Source organism: Nocardia sp. FDAARGOS_372 (genome assembly GCF_002554515.1).
GTDB lineage: Bacteria > Actinomycetota > Actinomycetes > Mycobacteriales > Mycobacteriaceae > Nocardia > Nocardia farcinica.
In genome coordinates, this window is record NZ_PDDW01000001.1 from 2591811 (window position 1) to 2607192 (window position 15382).

A 15382-nucleotide genomic window follows, 5' to 3' on the forward strand; every position below is an offset into this window, starting at 1 on the left:
CAGCGGCCGGGCGCGCGGCGCTTTCCGGGATCAGTCCAGGAGCCAGTCGTTCGGGGTGAACAGCTCGAAATGGATACGGGCGGTGGGGATTCCGATGGCGGCGAGTTGGGCCCGAGCGGACTGGAGGAAGGCGGGTCCGCCGCAGAGGTAGATGTCGGCGTCGGGGGGCAGAGTGAGGTCGGTGAGGGTCGGCATGCCCGCGTGCGCGCCCGGGGTCGGGTGTTCGTACCAGAGTTCGAGGGTGGCCGCGGGGAGGGCGGCGATCAGGTCGGCCTGGACGGCGCGCAGCGGGTGGGTGTCGGGGGTGCGGTCGGCGTGGACCGCGAGGACGCGGCGGTTCGGGGTCGCGGCGGCGAGGTGTTCGAGGATGCCGATCATGGGGGTGATGCCGATGCCCGCCGAGATCAGCACCAGCGGGGTGGCGGCGTCGGTGTCGACGACCAGGTCGCCGAACGGGAGGGTGATCTCGAGGGTGTCGCCGGGACGGACCTGGGTGTGCAGCCAGGTGGAGACCTCGCCGGCGGGCTGTTCCGGGGTCGGCTCGACACGGCGGACGGCGAAGGCGAGGCGGCCGCCGCCGGGTGCGGTGACCAGGCTGTACTGGCGCAGCTGGCGGGCACCGTCGGGTAGCCGCGCGCCGACCGAGACATACTGACCGGGAAGGAAATCCGGCAGCGGGGCGGCCGGGTCGGCGGACTCGACGACGAAGGTGACGACGCCCGAGGGATCCTCGACACGGTCGACCACGACGGTCTCGCGGAACACGTCGCCGGGTGCCACGCCCGCGGCCCGGTAGAGCTCGCCCTCGAAACCGATCAGCGCGTCGGCCATCAGCCAGTAGACCCGATCCCATGCGGCGGCGACCTCGGGTGTCACCGTGTCGGCGCCGAGCACCGCCACGATGGCGGCGAACAAGTGCTCGTGCACGATCGGGTACTGCTCGGCGACGACGCCGAGGGAGGCGTGCTTGTGGCCGATCCGGGCGAGCAGGTCGGCCGGATGCGGCAGCGCCGGGTCCACCAGGTGGGCGGCGAAGGTGGCGATCGAGGCGGCCAGCGCCCGCTGCTGTGCGCCCTGCGCCTGGTTGCCACGGTTGAACAGATTCGCGAGCAGCTCGGGGTGCGCGGTGAACAGCTTCCGGTAGAACAGCGCGGTGATGTCGTCGATGTGCGCGGCGATGACCGGGAGGGTGGCGCGAACCACCTCGGCATGGTGGGCTTCCAATTCCGCGGGGGCGCCGAGCGTCGACGGCGAAACGATCGTCATGGGGTTCTCCTCGTCGAGATTCCATCGTGGCAACGAACGCCACGGAAATGACGGTAACCAATTCCGCTCGGAAAAAGCGAGGCGAGCGGCGGTGAAGTAAATTACCCATGACGGTGCCGAATATGTCGGCGAGAACACCATAGACCAGCCACTATGCGCGATCTGCATCGCCAACGGAACGGGCGCGCGAGGCGGCGGACAATTAGAATTCACACGCACCGGTGTGAAAAAGTACAGCGAAACAATTGCGCGAAAGCGCGCCGCTCGGAACCACTCAGGAAACAGCCGTATTCGTCGCGGGCATTTCCGGCAGATACAGCATCCGCACCGTCCGTTCGTCGACCAGATCCCGCAGGGTGTACTTGTCGAGTTCGCGGTAGAACATCTCCTGCGCGTCGGCCAGCATGCGCCGCAAACGGCAGGCGGCCGCCAGCGGACAGGGATGCTCGCCCGCGCAATCCACCACCTCGGCCGCACCCTCGAGACCGCGCACGATCTGCCCGACGGTGGCGGCGCGCCCGCGGTCGGTCAGGAAGATCCCGCCGGTGCGCCCGCGATGGGAGTCCACGAGGCCGAGCTCGGCCAGTTTGGTGACCGCCTTGGCGACGTAGTGTTCCGAGGCGTTCACCTGCCGGGCGACCAGCCGCACGGTGACCCGTTCCTCGGCCGCGCCGCCGACGGCCAGGCGCATCATCGCGCGCAGGCCGAGATCGGTGAACCGGGACAGCTGCACAGCCCCGAGCGTACTCAATTCCGCTTTCGTAAAGCGAATTATCCGGCCGGGTTCGCCGGCACCAGGCCCTCGTCGGTCAGCTCCAGTCGGCGCGTGACTCCGATCTCGTCCAGGAACCGCGGATCGTGGCTGACCACCACCAGCGCGCCCTCGAACCCGGCCAGCGCCTGCGTCAGGTGCCGCAGGCTCGGCAGATCGAGGTTGTTGGTCGGTTCGTCGAGCAGCAGCAGTTTCGGCGCGGGCTCGGCCAGCAGCAGCATGGCCAGGGCCGCGCGCAGCCGCTCCCCGCCCGACAGCACGGCGGCCGGGACGTCGGCGTCGGCGCCACGGAACAGCAGCCGGGCCAGTTGCGCACGGATCCGGACCGGCGGCGCCTGCGGCGCGGTGGCGGCGACGTTCTCGAACACGGTCCGGTCCGGATCGAAGACGTCCAGCCGCTGCGGCAGCAGGCCCCAGGGCACCTTCGGCGGCGCGGCGGCGATCCGCCGCAGCAGGGTCGTCTTGCCCGCACCGTTGCGCCCGGTCAGCGCGATCCGCTCGGGGCCGCTGATGCGCAACGTCACCCGACGCTCGGCGGCCGCGCCCCAGGGCAGGGCGACATCGACGAGGTCGAGGACGTCCTGGCCGGGATGCAGCCGGGTGCCGGGCAGATCGAGCCGGATCTCGTGGTCGTCGCGCACCGACTCCTCGGCTCGGCGCAGCTGTTCGTTGGCCGCATCGAGCCGCTCGATCTGGGTGTTGCGCAGCTTTCCCGCCGACACCTGCGCGGCGCGTTTCCGCGCGCCCGCAAGGATTTTCGGCATGTTCTCGGCGGACTTGTCGCCGTAGCGCCGCCGCCGATCGAGCTTGGTCCTCGTCTCGACCAGTTCCCGCGACTGCCTGCGCACATCATTGCGTGCGGCGCGCAGCGCCGCCGCGGCTGCCCGCTGTTCGGCCGCGACCTGCTGTTCGTAGTCGGTGTAGTTGCCGCCGAACAGCCGTAGCTCCCCGTCGCGCAGCTCGGCGATGGCGTCGGCGCGCTCGAGCAGCTCCCGGTCGTGGCTCACCGCGAGCACGGTGCCGGAGAACTGCTCGACGACGTCGTAGAGGCGTTCGCGCGCAGCACGATCCAGGTTGTTGGTCGGCTCGTCGAGCAGCAACACCTCGGGGTCGGCGAGCAGTTCGGCAGCCAGCCCGAGCAGCACCGTCTCGCCACCGGACAGGGTGTCGAGGCGGCGATCGAGTGCGGCCACGGAGTCGGCGAGATGCGCCAGGCCGAGCCGGGCCAGCAGCGCCACCGCCCGCTCCTCGACGTCCCAGGCGGCACCGACGACGTCGAAGTCGTCCTCGGCGGCGGCTCCCGCTTCGATGCGGTGCAGTGCCGCGCGGATCTCGGCGATGCCGAGGAGGTGGTCGATGCGCTGGGCGTCGGCGAGACCGAGGTCCTGGCGCAGATACCCGAGCCGGCCGCGCACGGTGACCGACCCGCGCAGCGGACGCAGCTCACCGGCGATCAGCCGCAGCAGGGTGGACTTTCCCGCGCCGTTGGCGCCGACCAGGCCGACGTGGCCGGGACCGAGGTCGCCGTCCAGGCCGTCGAAGACGGGGGTGCCGTCGGGCCAGGCGAAGGTGAGATCGGAAAAGGACAGAGAGGTCATGGGCGTCCTCGAAGTCGCGTCGTGACGCGGCGCGCGAATGCGGGCCGCACGAGAGGCAGACCTCAGGAAAGCACCATGGGCTCCGATCGTCGGGGACGAGGACGGGATCCAGAGTAACCAGCGACCGGTGGAGTCGCCAGCGATTATTCGCGCACGGTCGTCAGGGCAGGCGGAGGATCGAGGTCAGCGGGTAGTCGCCCTGGCGGGCGCGGCCGCCGAGGAACTCCAGCTCCAGCACCACCGCGGCGGCCACGACCTGGGCGCCCGCCTCGACGAACAGGTGCGCGGCGGCGGCCAGCGTGCCGCCGGTGGCGAGCACGTCGTCGAGCAGCAACACCCGGCGTCCGCGCAGTTCCACCCCGTTGCCGGGGATCTCCAGCGCCGCCGAGCCGTACTCCAGGCTGTACTCGCGGCTGATCACCGGCGGCGGCAGTTTGCCGCCCTTCCGGACGGCGAGCACACCGGTGCCCAGCGTGGCCGCCACCCCGGCGCCGAGCAGGAACCCCCGCGCATCCACGCCGGCGACCAGATCGGCGTCGGGGGCGCAGGCGGCCAGCGATTCGATCACCGAGCGGAAGCCCTCGGCGTCGGCGAAGACGGGGGTGAGGTCGGCGAAGCGGACACCGGGGGTCGGGAAATCGTCGTGCCAGCGGGTGAGGCGTTCGACCTGCCGCGCCGCCTCGGCGGTCCGCTCGGCCACGTGCTCGTCGGACTCCACCGCCGCGTGCTTGCTCATCGACACCTCTCCATGATCACTCACCCGCTCCCGACCCGCCACACATGTCAGCGCCGCAACACCCAGCGATCCATGTTCCAGCCGGTGCCACCCTGTGTGGGACCGGCCACCCCGTTGTGCAGACCGTTGCCGAAGGCGATGGTGCGGGGGGTGGCGAACAGCGGGATGCTCGGCATCTCCGACCACAGCAGGTTCTCGGCCTCGGTCAGCAGGTTCAGCTGCGTGGCCGAATCGTCGTCGGCGGCAAGCTGATCGGTGATCGCATCGTAGCGGCCGTTGCCGAAGCGGCCGAAATCGAGACCGTTGCCGGTGCGCAGCGCCGCCGCCGCGACCGTGCCGGTCAACGAGCCCGCCGGGCCGGGCGTGGCGCCCGTGCTCGCCAGGATCGCGTCCACCGCACCCTCGCTGAGCTGGTTCGGCCGGAAGTCGGGGGCACCCGCGTCGACGACGGTGATACCCGCCGCCTTGCACGACTCGGCGATCCTGGCCACGGTCTGCGCGCGCCGGTCGTCCGGGCTCAGGTAGCCGATGCGGATGGTGGGGTTCGGCGTCCCCGCGAAGCCCGCCCGCGCTCCGGCCACATCGGTCACCTCGTACGGCTCGGCGGCACCGGTGGTCGCGCCGTAGAACAACGAATCCTGCTGGGTGATCAGCGAATTCAGCGGCCCGGTGCCCAGCCCTGTGCTCGGGATCTCGGTGGCCTTGCCCAGGTCGTTGTAGAGCGCCTGACGCGGCACGCACCGGGCGAACGCCCGGCGGGCCTCCACCGAGCCCAGCACGCCGCCGGTGGCCAGCACGAGTTGCTCGGCGCCGCGGCCGGGCACCGTACTCGCGGTGAACCCGGCCAGGTCCAGATCGGGAATCGACCCCGCGCCGATGTCGAGCACGCTCACGGCGTTGTCGGCGATCTTGGCCTTCAGGTCCACGGTCTTGTCGTAGACCACCACGCGTCCGGTCTCGGCCGCGTTGCCCCACCAGCGCTCGTTGGCCACCAGCACCAACCCGTCACGGGGACTGAAGGATTCGATGCGGTAGGGCCCCGAGGACGGGAACCGGGACAGGTCGAGATCACCGGTGCCGAGATTCCAGCCCGTGTTCCAGAAGTCGGCCAGCCGCTGCATGGCGGCGGGATCGCCGGACTGCACCACCGACACCACGTTCGGCACGCCCGCCACCCGTGCCGCCACGTGTGCGGGCATCAGCTCACCGGCGGCGAACAGGGTGCGCCACGGCAGGTAGCGTGCGCCGGGGCGGAACACCACGGTGGCGTCCTTGGAACCCGGCTCGCAGTCGACCCGTTCGATGTCGGCGTAGCCCGCGGTGCTCGCCGCGTCGAACATCGGCACCTGACCGCCCGGACCGGCTTTGGTGAACCGGCCGCTGCGCGCGGCCCAGGTGAGCACCAGATCGTCGCAGGAGGTCGGCACGCCGTCGGAATACACCCCGTCCGGGTTCAGCCGGTACTGGATCGTCTGCGACTCGCCCGGCACCTCCTTGGCGGTACCCGCATCGGTGTCGGCGACCTGCTGCCCTTCCGGTCCGGTGTAGAAGAACCCGGTCAGCACCCGCTGGAACACCGCCGCCGAGCCGCTGCTCACGCCGAGGGTGCTGCCACCGTTGTAGGTGGTGATCACCGCGTCGACTCCGTAGCCGACCGACGGCACCTGGCTCTGTCCGGAGCACCCGGTCGCCGGCCCCGCGGCCAGCGCGAGCGCGGTGCACGCCCCCGCCAGCCGCACCGCGACGCTGCGTGGCTGTCGCATCGAACGAAACCCCCTAGCTGGTCGTGTGTACCGCCCGTCAGTTCCTGCGATGCCGCTTGCCCGAGGGCCGCGCGCCCGGTCGCGGCGCGGCGTTCGGCCGCGGTCGTGCCGGGCCGCCCGGCGCGGCAGGCCGGCCCGTGGCGACCGACACCCGCCGGTCGGCCTCGGCCGCGGCGCGCGCCGAGGCCACGTTCGAGCGCTTCGCCAGCACCTTCCTGGTGTGCGCGGCGACCGGGCCCCACCGCTCCTTGAGCGAGACCAGCAGCGGGGTGGCGAAGAAGATCGACGAGTAGGTGCCGACCAGCAGACCGACCAGCTGCACCAGCGCGAGATCCTTGAGGGTGCCCACGCCGAGCATCCACACCGCGATCACGATCAAGCCGACGATCGGCAGGATACCGATGAGGGCGGTGTTGATCGAGCGCATCAGGGTCTGGTTGACCGCCAGATTCGCCTGCTCGGCGTAGGTGCGCCGGTTCAGGTGCAGGATGCCGCGCGTGTTCTCCTCGACCTTGTCGAACACGACCACCGAGTCGTAGAGCGAGAAGCCGAGAATGGTGAGGATGCCGATCACCGTCGCCGGGGTCACCTCGAGCCCGACCAGCGAGTAGATGCCCGCGGTCACGCCCACGTCGAACACCAGCGCGGCCATCGCCGCGATCGCCATGTCGCGTTCGAAGCGGACGGCGATGTAGACGGACACGATCACCAGGAACACCAGCAGCGCGATCAGCGCCTTGCGGGTGATCTGGTCACCCCAGGTCTCGCTGACGTCGGAGGTGCTGATGGCGGCCCGGCTCGGCTGTCCGTCGTTGCCCAGCGGCTGGAATTCCGTGAACAGCGCACTGGCCAGCTGATCGGCCTGCTCGGTGCTGAGCGCCTCGGAGCGGATCAGCATGGTGGCGGTGGAGCCGCTGCCGACGGTCTGCACCGAGACCGGATCGGTGCCGAGGGTGTTGTGGTAGACGGTCTCCACCTCGCTGGTGGTGGCGTCCCCCGCCGGGAACTGGATGCGCGAGCCGCCTTCGAAGTCGATGCCGAAGTTGAAGCCGCGCACCAACATCGAGGCCAGCGAGATCAGCACGATCAGCGCGGTGATCGCGTACCACATGCGCCGCTTGCCGATCACGTCGATCGCGCCGGTGCCGGTGTAGAGGCGGTTGAAGAAGCCGTGCCGGGGCGCGCCCGAGCCGTAGGCGAAGTCGTCGACCGCGCTCTGCGCGCGGTCCTCGTCGCGGCCGCCGTCCTTGCGCAGCGACGGAGTGCTGTTGCCGTTCGTCATCGCGTCCTCACGCCTTCCGCGGCCGACTCGGCGGCCCTGCGCTCACGGGCGACCTCCTGGATCGCACCCAGACCGTTCACCGAGGGTTTCGACCAGAACGCCGAGCGCGAGGCCAGCAGCACCAGCGGCGCGGTCACCAGGAACACCACCACCACGTCGAGGATGGTGGTCAGTCCGAGGGTGAAGGCGAAGCCCTTGACCTGTCCCACCGCCAGCACGTACAGCACCGCGGCGGCGATGAAGCTCACGCCGTTGCCGGACAGGATCGTGCGTCGCGCCCGCTGCCAGCCGCGCGGCACCGCCGACCGGAAGCTGCGGCCCTCGCGCATCTCGTCCTTGATGCGTTCGAAGAACACCACGAAGGAGTCGGCGGTCATGCCGATGCCGATGATCAGACCGGCGATGCCCGCCAGGTCGAGGGTGAAGCCGATCCAGCGGCCGAGCAGCACCATCAGTCCGTAGACGGCCAGGCCGGAGGCGACCAGCGACAGGCCGGTCAGCAGGCCGAGCATCCGGTAGTAGACCAGGCAGTACAGCAACACCACGGCCAGGCCGACCGCGCCCGCGATCAGACCGGCCCGCATCGAGGACAGGCCGAGCGTCGCCGAGACGGTCTCCGCCTCGGAGGTCTGGAACGACAGCGGCAGCGACCCGTACTTGAGGGTGTTGGCCAGTTCCTTGGCCGAGGCGGCGGTGAACTGCCCGGAGATCTGGGTGCGGCCGCCCAGCTGCGGGCCCGCCTGCACCTGCGGCGCGCTCACCACCTCGGAGTCGAGGGTGAAGGCCACCCGCTTGTACAGGTACTCACCGGTCAGCGAGGCCCAGGCGTCGCTGCCACTGGACTTGAACTCCAGGTCGACCACCCAGCGCGACTGCTGCTGGTCGAGGTTCGCCACCGCGTCCTTGATCTCCTGGCCGTCGATGCGGCTCTTGTCGAGCAGGAACACCTCGGTGCCGTCCTGCGAGCAGGTGACCAGCGGCAGATTCGGGTCGTCGTTGCCCGCGAGCGGGTCCTGCTTCGAGCAGTCCAGCGCCGCCATGGCGGCCTGCTGCACGGCCGGGTCGGTGCTCTGCCGGGTCTGCTTGGCCGCGGTGATCTCGCGCTGCGCGCGTTCCTGCGGGGTGAGGTTGTCGTCGTCGGTGGTCGGCGGCGCCTGCGCGGGGAAGACGCGCTGCTGGGGCGCGGTGTCCACCGGCGCCTCGGCCTCCGGGGCCGCGGGCGCGGGTGCCGGTGCGGTGGCGGGCGCGGGCTCGGCGGGCGCGGGGGTGGCCGGCGCCGGGGCGGGCTGCGCGGCCGCGCCGGCCTGCTGGGCCGCGAGCACCGGGCGGATGTAGAGCTTGGCGGTGGTGGCCAGGGCGCGGGCCTGCTGGCCGTCGTCGCCCGGCACCGTGATGACGATGTTGTCACCCTCGATCGCCACCTCGGAGCCACCGACGCCGAGACCGTTGACGCGGTTCTCGATGATCTCCTGTGCCTTGCGCAGACTGTCCTGGCTCGGCCTGCTGCCGTCCGGGGTGCGCGCGGTCAGCGTGACGCGGGTGCCGCCCTGCAGGTCGATGCCGAGCTTGGGTGTCGGGGATTGGTCACCGGTGAAGAACACCAGCGCATAGATCACGGCCAGCAGCGCGGCATAGACACCGAGCAGCCGCAGCGGATGCGCCGATCCCTGGGAAGGTGGCACAGTTCGTCTCTCCTAGGCGGAAGTCGCGGGTGGAACGGACGCACACCGCGGCCGCCGGGCGCGCACGCGTCCGGCCCGCCGCGGCGGCGGTAGGGAGGTCAGTCCTTGGTCAGCCGGGTCTCGGGCTGCTCGGCGGATTCCTCCACCGCGGCGGCCGGGGCCTCGCCGGGCTCGGCGGCGGCCTCGGTCGCGGACTCGTCCACGGTGCGCACCTCGAGGATCGCCTTGCGCAGCCAGGTGGTGACCACGTCCTCGGCGATCTCCAGGTCCACGGTGTCGTCATCGAGGTCGACGACGGTTCCCCACAGCCCCGAGGTCGTGACCACCGGGTCGCCGACCTTCAGGCCGCTCTGCATGGCGGCCACCTTCTCGGCCTCGCGCTTCTGGCGGCGGATACCGAGGAACATCGGCACGAGCAGGGCTACCAGCAGCAGCGGAAACAGAAAATCCATCGTCGAAGTCAGTCCCTGTCTAGTGGGTGGGAAGGACAAGTACCCACACAGTCTGCCAGCTGCGGGCCGGGGCGCCACACCCGCACACCCCCGGGCGAGCACGTCCGACCGATCCGGGGCGGTCCGCGGGGCGGTGGATCGGGCCGAGCAGGCGGCGTCACGGCGCCGATGCCGCTACAGTGACCCCCGCACAGCCCGACACTCGTTCGCATGGGGGCGCACGTGTTCTGGAAAGACCGGACTCCGGCAGCGGTGGCACCGGCAATCACCGCCATTCCAGCGGAACGCGCCGGTCGGCCTGACACAATGTCGCGGGTGACGATGACCCCCGAGGACGTGCGCCGGATCCATTTCGCCATGCCGTCGGCCGGGCATCGCGGGTATCACGCCGACGAGGTCGACGCCTTCCTGGATCTGGTAGCGGCCACGTTGGCCGGGCACGGCGCACTGACGGCCGACGACATCCGGCAGGTCGGCTTCGCCGCACCCCGGTTCGGCGGCCGGGGCTATCAGGCCGACCAGGTCGACGAGTTCCTCGACCGGGCGCGTGCCGAGCTCGAGCTGCGCCAGCGCGGCACCGCACCCGCCCCGGCGGGCAGCCGCGTCGGGGCGCACGCGGCCCCGCTGACCCCCGACGACGTGCAGCGGGTCCGGTTCAGCCAGGCGCCGGTGAGCGGTCGCGGCTACCACGAGGAGGAGGTCGACGCCTTCCTCGACCTGGTGGCCGTCTCGCTCACGCCGGAGGGCCCCGGCTCGCTCACCGTCGCCGACGCGCGCTCGGTGCGTTTCACCGACGCCAGGCTGGGCACCCGCGGCTATCAGCGCGACGAGGTGGACGCCTTCGTCGACCTCGTGGTCACCGCGCTCGAGCGCGCGGGGCGCTGACGCGCTCAGCCCTGGATGCTGTGCAGTTCGGCCTGGTGCAGGTCGTCGGGGAAGACGAACCGGCGCAGCGCCCAGAACCGGAACCCCATCGCCAGCAGCACACCGAGGATCTGGCCGGTGACGAAGTTGGCGACCGCCTGGGTGACCGGGCCGACGTGCGGCACCCGCAGGTCCAGCACGTAGAGCGAGATCGCCTGCGGAATCATGGTGACGCCGATGGCCAGCGCGCTGACCGCGAAGAACAATGCGGCCTCGTGGTGGCGCTGCCGTCCGCCGCGGGTGCGGAAGGACCACTCGCGGTTGAGGATGTAGGAGGCGATGGTCGCGATCAGCACGCCGAGCAGTCGCGCGGTCAGCGGCTTCTCGCCCAGCACCGTCAGTTTCACCGCGTAGACCACGCCGGTATCGATGAACCAGGTGATGGCGCCGACCGTGGCGAACTTGAGCAGTTCGCGGTGCTCGATCGCTTTGCTGCGCAGCGGCTCGGGCATTCGGTCGAGCACGGATTGGACCACCGTCATGTCCCGACTCTATCCGGGCGCGCGGGCCGGTGCCGTCGCGGCGGGGGTCAGTCGAACAGGTCGAGGGTGGGCTGGGATGTCCTCCCGCGCACCTCGATCGAGCCGAACACCAGGTCCGGCGGTGGGACCAGGCCGAGGTGTTCCCAGGCCGCCGCGGTCGCCACCCGGCCGCGAGGCGTGCGAGCCACCAGCCCGGCGCGCACCAGGAAGGGCTCGCACACCTCCTCGACGGTGGTGGCCTCCTCCCCCACCGCCACCGCCAGCGTGGACACCCCGACCGGGCCACCGTGGAAGCCGCGCACCAGCGCGTCGAGCACCGCGCGGTCGAGGCGGTCCAGGCCGAGGGTGTCCACGTCGTAGACCTCGAGCGCGGCCCGGGCGACCGGCAGTGTGACGATGCCGTCGGCGCGCACCTCGGCGTAGTCGCGGACCCGGCGCAGCAGCCGGTTGGCGATGCGCGGCGTGCCCCGGGAGCGGCCGGCGATCTCGGCGGCGGCGTCGGTCTCGATGCGCACGCCGAGGATCTGGGCCGAGCGTTCCAGGATGCGCAGCAGTTCACCGGGCTCGTAGAAGTCCATGTGCCCGGTGAAGCCGAAGCGATCACGCAGCGGCCCGGTGAGCGCGCCGGAGCGGGTGGTCGCCCCGACCAGCGTGAACGGGGCGATGTCGAGCGGGATCGAGGTGGCACCGGGACCCTTGCCGACCACGACGTCGACGCGGAAGTCCTCCATCGCCAGGTACAGCATCTCCTCGGCGGGCCGGGCGATGCGGTGGATCTCGTCGATGAACAGCACATCGCCCTCGACCAGGTTGCTGAGCATGGCGGCGAGGTCGCCCGCCCGCTCCAGGGCCGGGCCGGAGGTGATGCGCAGGGCGGTGCCGAGTTCGGCGGCGATGATCATCGCCATGCTGGTCTTGCCGAGGCCGGGCGGCCCGGACAGCAGCACGTGATCGGGCGTGCTGCCGCGCTGTTTGGCCCCGCGCAGCACCAGCGCCAGCTGTTCGCGCACGCGCGGCTGCCCGATGAAGTCGTCCAGGGATTTCGGGCGCAGGCTGGCCTCGATCTCGCCGTCGGACTTCAGGAAGCTCGGGCTGACCGGGGAATCGTCGTGGTCGTCCATCGCGGCCTACCGGTTCTTGCCCAGCAGCGACAGCGCGGCGCGCAGCGCGGTGGAGGTGTCGGCGGCGGGCTGCTCGGCCAACACCGTGTCGAGCGCCTGTTCGGCCTGTTTGAGCGGGAACCCGAGCCCGGTGAGCGCTTCGACCACCTGCTCGCGCACCGGGGTGGCGGCGACGGCGGGAGTGCTGCCGGGCGGGCCCGCCTGCACCGGCACCAGGTTCACCTTGTCCCGCAGCTCGACCACCATGCGTTCGGCGCCGCGTTTGCCGATGCCGGGCACCCGGGTGAGCGCCGCGACGTTGCTCTCGGCCAGGGCCTTGCGCAGCGCCTCGGGCTCGAGCACGGCCAGCACCGCCATCGCCAGGCGCGGCCCGACACCGGAGACGGTCTGCAACAGGCCGAACAGGTCGCGCGCCTCGGTGTCGGCGAAGCCGTACAGGGTCATCGAGTCCTCGCGGACGATCATCGCCGTGTAGAGCCGCGCTTCCGCGCCGCGGGTGAGGGTGGCCAGCGTCGACGGGGTGGCGTTGAGCCGGTAGCCGACGCCCGCCGCCTCCACCACCACGTGGTCCAGCGCGATCTCGAGCACCTCGCCGCGTACCGACGCGATCACCCGCGCACCGCCTTCCGTTGTTCGGCCAGTCGTTCGGTGTAGCGCCGCTTGGCCTCGGCCGCCTTGGCCTCGGCCGCGGCCATCCTGGCCAGCAGCGGCGCCCGCCAACAATGACAGATCGCCAGGGCCAGCGCATCCGCCGCGTCGGCGGGTTTCGGCGCGGTCTGCAACCCGAGGATGCGGGTGACCATCGCGGTCACCTGCGCCTTGTCCGCGTTGCCGTTGCCGGTGACGGCGGCCTTGACCTCGCTGGGGGTGTGGAACACCACCGGGATGTCGCGACGGGCCGCGGCCAGCGCGATCACCCCGCCCGCCTGCGCGGTGCCCATCGCCGTGCGGACGTTGTGCTGGGCGAAGACGCGCTCGATGGCGACCGCGCCCGGGCGGTGGGTGTCCATCCAGTACTCGGCGGCGTCGGCGACCAGCATCAGCCGATGCGCCAGGTCCATGTCCGCCGGGGTGCGCACCACGTCGACGTCCAGTGCGGTGACGGTGCGCCCGTGCCCGCCCTCGACCATGCTGAGTCCGCACCTGGTGAGCCCGGGGTCGACGCCCATCACCCGCACGAAAACCCCTCTCCCGGACACGAACAACTGTTCGAGAGTCTAGTGGACGGGGCAGGCCCGCCCTACCAGCGACACGGTCACTCTCCGGCGCCGGCTCCGGGGACGGGCCCATACCGGTCCACCAGTTCGGCGCCCAGGCGCGCCAGCTCCCGCCGGACCTCGGGCGGCCCGAGGACTTCGATGGCCGCACCCCATCCCGCCAGCTGCTCGGCGAGCATCCAGGCGGTCGGAGCCGTGACCCGGACGCGGACCCGCCCGTCGGCGACCGGCCCGTCGACGACGCAGTGCCGCCCCTGCCGGTCTTGTAGGACCGGCAGCAGCCGCTCCGAGACGAGCACCGTCGCGGCCGTGCCGGCGCGCCGCCGCTCCATCTCCTCCACCACCCGCGTCCACTCGGCCGGCAGCTCGAAATCGTCGGGGCGGTCGGCCATTTCGTCGGTGCAGGTGGCCTCGGCGATCCGGTCCACCCGGAAGGTCCGCCGCCCGCGCTCGGTGCCCGCGATCAGATACCAGATGCCGTCCTTGGCCACCAATCCCAGGGGATCGACCAGCCGCTCGGAGCGGTCGCCGGTGCGGGCGGTGTAGCGCAGCCGAACCCTGTTGCGCTGCACCACCGCCCGTTGCAGCAGCGATACGACCGGGGGCGGCTCCCGGTCGGCCGCGCCCCACCGCGCCGGGTCGATCACCACGGCCTCGGCCGCGGCATGGGCCTCGTCCCGGAAGGTCTGCGGCAGGGCGCGAACCAGCTTGCGCAGCGCGGACTTGACCTCCGGCGCCGCCCGCGCCGCCGGACCGGCCAGCAGGAACAGCGCCCGCGCCTCCCCGGCCGTCAACCCGCTCAGGTCGGTGCGGGCACCACCCACCAGCTGCCAGCCACCGCCTCGGCCCGGCTGCGGGTACACCGGCACGCCCGCGGCGGACAGCGCCGCGAGATCCCGGCGTGCCGTCACCACCGAGGTCTCCAGCTCCGCCGCCACCTCGGCGGCCGTCACCCGCCCTCGGCTCTGCATCATCAGCAGGATCGCCACCAACCGGTCCGCGCGCACTCCTCGATTCTGCCGGAGAAAGTGATCAGTGGATGAGCACTTCACCTCGGACGATGGTGTGACAACGACATTTCCGACCGAGAAGGAGACCATCATGCTGCGCGGAATGGCGACGAGCATCTTCTACGCCGACGATCTGGAAGCGGCCAAGGACTGGTACGCCGAGTTCTTCGGCATCGAGCCCTACTACCACGTCCCCGGCGGCTACTACGAGTTCCGCATCGGCGACTACCAGCACGAGTTCGGCCTCGTGAACCGCGCCTACGCCCCGGCAGGCGCGCGCAACGCGCCCGGTGGCGCGATCGTGCACTGGCATGTGGACGATCTGCGGGCGACGGTGGACCGGTTGCTCGAACTCGGCGCGACCAGCTACGACCCGATCACCCCGCGCGGCGACTCGGGCTTCGTCACCGCCTCGGTGGTCGACCCCTTCGGCAACGTCCTGGGACTGATGTCCAACCCGCACTATCTCGAGATCCTCGGCATGACCGGCCCGGCCCGGCCCGCGCCGGCCGACCCCGCGGGCGGGCACCGCGCGGGCTAGCGGGCGGCGAAGGCCTCGTAGGCGGCGCGGTCGAAGAGCACGAACCGGACCGTCTCGACCGCGGTGGCGGTCGCCCGCACCGTCTCGACGGCGATGCGGGCGCCGTCGTCCATCGGCCAGCCGTAGATGCCGGTGGAGATCGCCGGGAAGGCCACCGTGGTCGCGCCGAGTTCGTCCGCCACGCGCAGGGATTCGCGATAGCAGGAGGCCAGCAGGTCCGAGCGGTCCTGCCGGGCCGACCACACCGGTCCGACCGTGTGGATCACCCAGCGCGCGGGCAGCTCACCCGCGGTGGTCGCGACGGCCTGCCCGGTCGGCAGCCCGTCCGGATAGCGGGTGGCGCGCAGCTCCCGGCACTCGGCGAGGATGGACGGGCCGCCGCGACGGTGGATCGCGCCGTCCACCCCGCCGCCGCCCGACAGCGACGAGTTGGCGGCGTTGACCATCGCGTCCACCCGCTGTTCGGTGATGTCCCCGCGGACGAGTTCGATCGAGACCATGCCCGGATTCTGCCGCATCCCGCACGCGCGGGTCTC

Annotated in this window: 16 protein-coding genes; 2 read left to right on the forward strand and 14 right to left on the reverse strand. The window is 71.4% G+C overall.

What is annotated here, in order from left to right; translation table 11 throughout:
- Window positions 1-30: 30 nt before the first annotated feature.
- The 8 genes from CRM89_RS12430 to yajC form a co-directional block, all read right to left on the reverse strand.
- Complete coding sequence (locus CRM89_RS12430; protein ID WP_098084063.1) at window positions 31-1266, reverse strand: globin domain-containing protein; 1236 nt, start codon at window positions 1264-1266, stop codon at window positions 31-33.
- 274 nt (window positions 1267-1540) lie between these two features.
- On the reverse strand, window positions 1541-1999 hold the full coding sequence (locus tag CRM89_RS12435) for an Rrf2 family transcriptional regulator (RefSeq protein ID WP_098084064.1): 459 nt from the start codon (window positions 1997-1999) through the stop codon (window positions 1541-1543).
- Window positions 2000-2037: 38 nt separating this feature from the next.
- Window positions 2038-3636 carry an ABC-F family ATP-binding cassette domain-containing protein gene (locus tag CRM89_RS12440; RefSeq protein WP_098084065.1) on the reverse strand — a complete coding sequence of 533 codons (1599 nt, stop codon included), beginning with the start codon at window positions 3634-3636 and terminating at the stop codon, window positions 2038-2040.
- Window positions 3637-3796: 160 nt separating this feature from the next.
- A complete protein-coding gene (locus CRM89_RS12445) occupies window positions 3797-4372 on the reverse strand; it encodes an adenine phosphoribosyltransferase (protein WP_011210221.1) in 576 nt (191 codons plus the stop codon).
- A 47-nt stretch (window positions 4373-4419) separates the two neighbouring features.
- Complete coding sequence (locus CRM89_RS12450; protein WP_098084066.1) at window positions 4420-6135, reverse strand: ABC transporter substrate-binding protein; 1716 nt, start codon at window positions 6133-6135, stop codon at window positions 4420-4422.
- Window positions 6136-6172: 37 nt separating this feature from the next.
- Entirely contained in the window at window positions 6173-7417 is a 1245-nt protein-coding gene (gene secF, locus CRM89_RS12455) for a protein translocase subunit SecF (protein WP_011210223.1), read from the reverse strand.
- On the reverse strand, window positions 7414-9099 hold the full coding sequence (secD, locus tag CRM89_RS12460) for a protein translocase subunit SecD (protein ID WP_170986780.1): 1686 nt from the start codon (window positions 9097-9099) through the stop codon (window positions 7414-7416). The genes secF and secD overlap by 4 nt, the downstream gene beginning before the upstream one ends.
- A 98-nt stretch (window positions 9100-9197) precedes the next feature.
- On the reverse strand, window positions 9198-9551 hold the full coding sequence (yajC, locus tag CRM89_RS12465) for a preprotein translocase subunit YajC (protein ID WP_011210225.1): 354 nt from the start codon (window positions 9549-9551) through the stop codon (window positions 9198-9200).
- A gap of 321 nt (window positions 9552-9872) precedes the next feature.
- Between yajC and CRM89_RS32120 the strand changes: the two genes are divergently transcribed.
- A complete protein-coding gene (locus tag CRM89_RS32120) occupies window positions 9873-10436 on the forward strand; it encodes a DivIVA domain-containing protein (RefSeq protein ID WP_011210226.1) in 564 nt (187 codons plus the stop codon).
- 5 nt (window positions 10437-10441) lie between these two features.
- Here the strand turns inward: CRM89_RS32120 and CRM89_RS12475 are convergent, their stop codons facing one another.
- The 5 genes from CRM89_RS12475 to CRM89_RS12495 all read right to left on the reverse strand — a co-directional run bounded on the left by CRM89_RS12475 (window position 10442) and on the right by CRM89_RS12495 (window position 14302).
- Entirely contained in the window at window positions 10442-10957 is a 516-nt protein-coding gene (locus CRM89_RS12475; RefSeq protein ID WP_011210227.1) for a GtrA family protein, read from the reverse strand.
- A 47-nt stretch (window positions 10958-11004) separates the two neighbouring features.
- Complete coding sequence (ruvB, locus tag CRM89_RS12480) at window positions 11005-12078, reverse strand: Holliday junction branch migration DNA helicase RuvB (protein WP_011210228.1); 1074 nt, start codon at window positions 12076-12078, stop codon at window positions 11005-11007.
- Window positions 12079-12084: 6 nt separating this feature from the next.
- On the reverse strand, window positions 12085-12690 hold the full coding sequence (ruvA, locus tag CRM89_RS12485) for a Holliday junction branch migration protein RuvA (protein WP_011210229.1): 606 nt from the start codon (window positions 12688-12690) through the stop codon (window positions 12085-12087).
- On the reverse strand, window positions 12687-13256 hold the full coding sequence (gene ruvC, locus CRM89_RS12490) for a crossover junction endodeoxyribonuclease RuvC (protein WP_011210230.1): 570 nt from the start codon (window positions 13254-13256) through the stop codon (window positions 12687-12689). Before ruvC ends, ruvA begins: the two co-directional genes overlap by 4 nt.
- A 77-nt stretch (window positions 13257-13333) precedes the next feature.
- Window positions 13334-14302 (reverse strand): YafY family protein, encoded by a 969-nt coding sequence (locus CRM89_RS12495; RefSeq protein WP_098084067.1) that lies wholly within the window; start codon window positions 14300-14302, stop codon window positions 13334-13336.
- A gap of 94 nt (window positions 14303-14396) precedes the next feature.
- Here CRM89_RS12495 and CRM89_RS12500 point away from each other — a divergent pair, with 94 nt between their 5' ends.
- Window positions 14397-14846, forward strand: a complete 450-nt coding sequence (locus CRM89_RS12500) for a VOC family protein (protein WP_098086971.1) — start codon at window positions 14397-14399, stop codon at window positions 14844-14846.
- On the opposite strand, the gene CRM89_RS12505 is transcribed toward CRM89_RS12500, so the two are convergent.
- Window positions 14843-15346, reverse strand: coding sequence for an O-acetyl-ADP-ribose deacetylase (locus tag CRM89_RS12505; RefSeq protein ID WP_098086972.1), 504 nt, complete (start codon window positions 15344-15346; stop codon window positions 14843-14845). The genes CRM89_RS12500 and CRM89_RS12505 overlap by 4 nt on opposite strands.
- Window positions 15347-15382 lie beyond the last annotated feature (36 nt).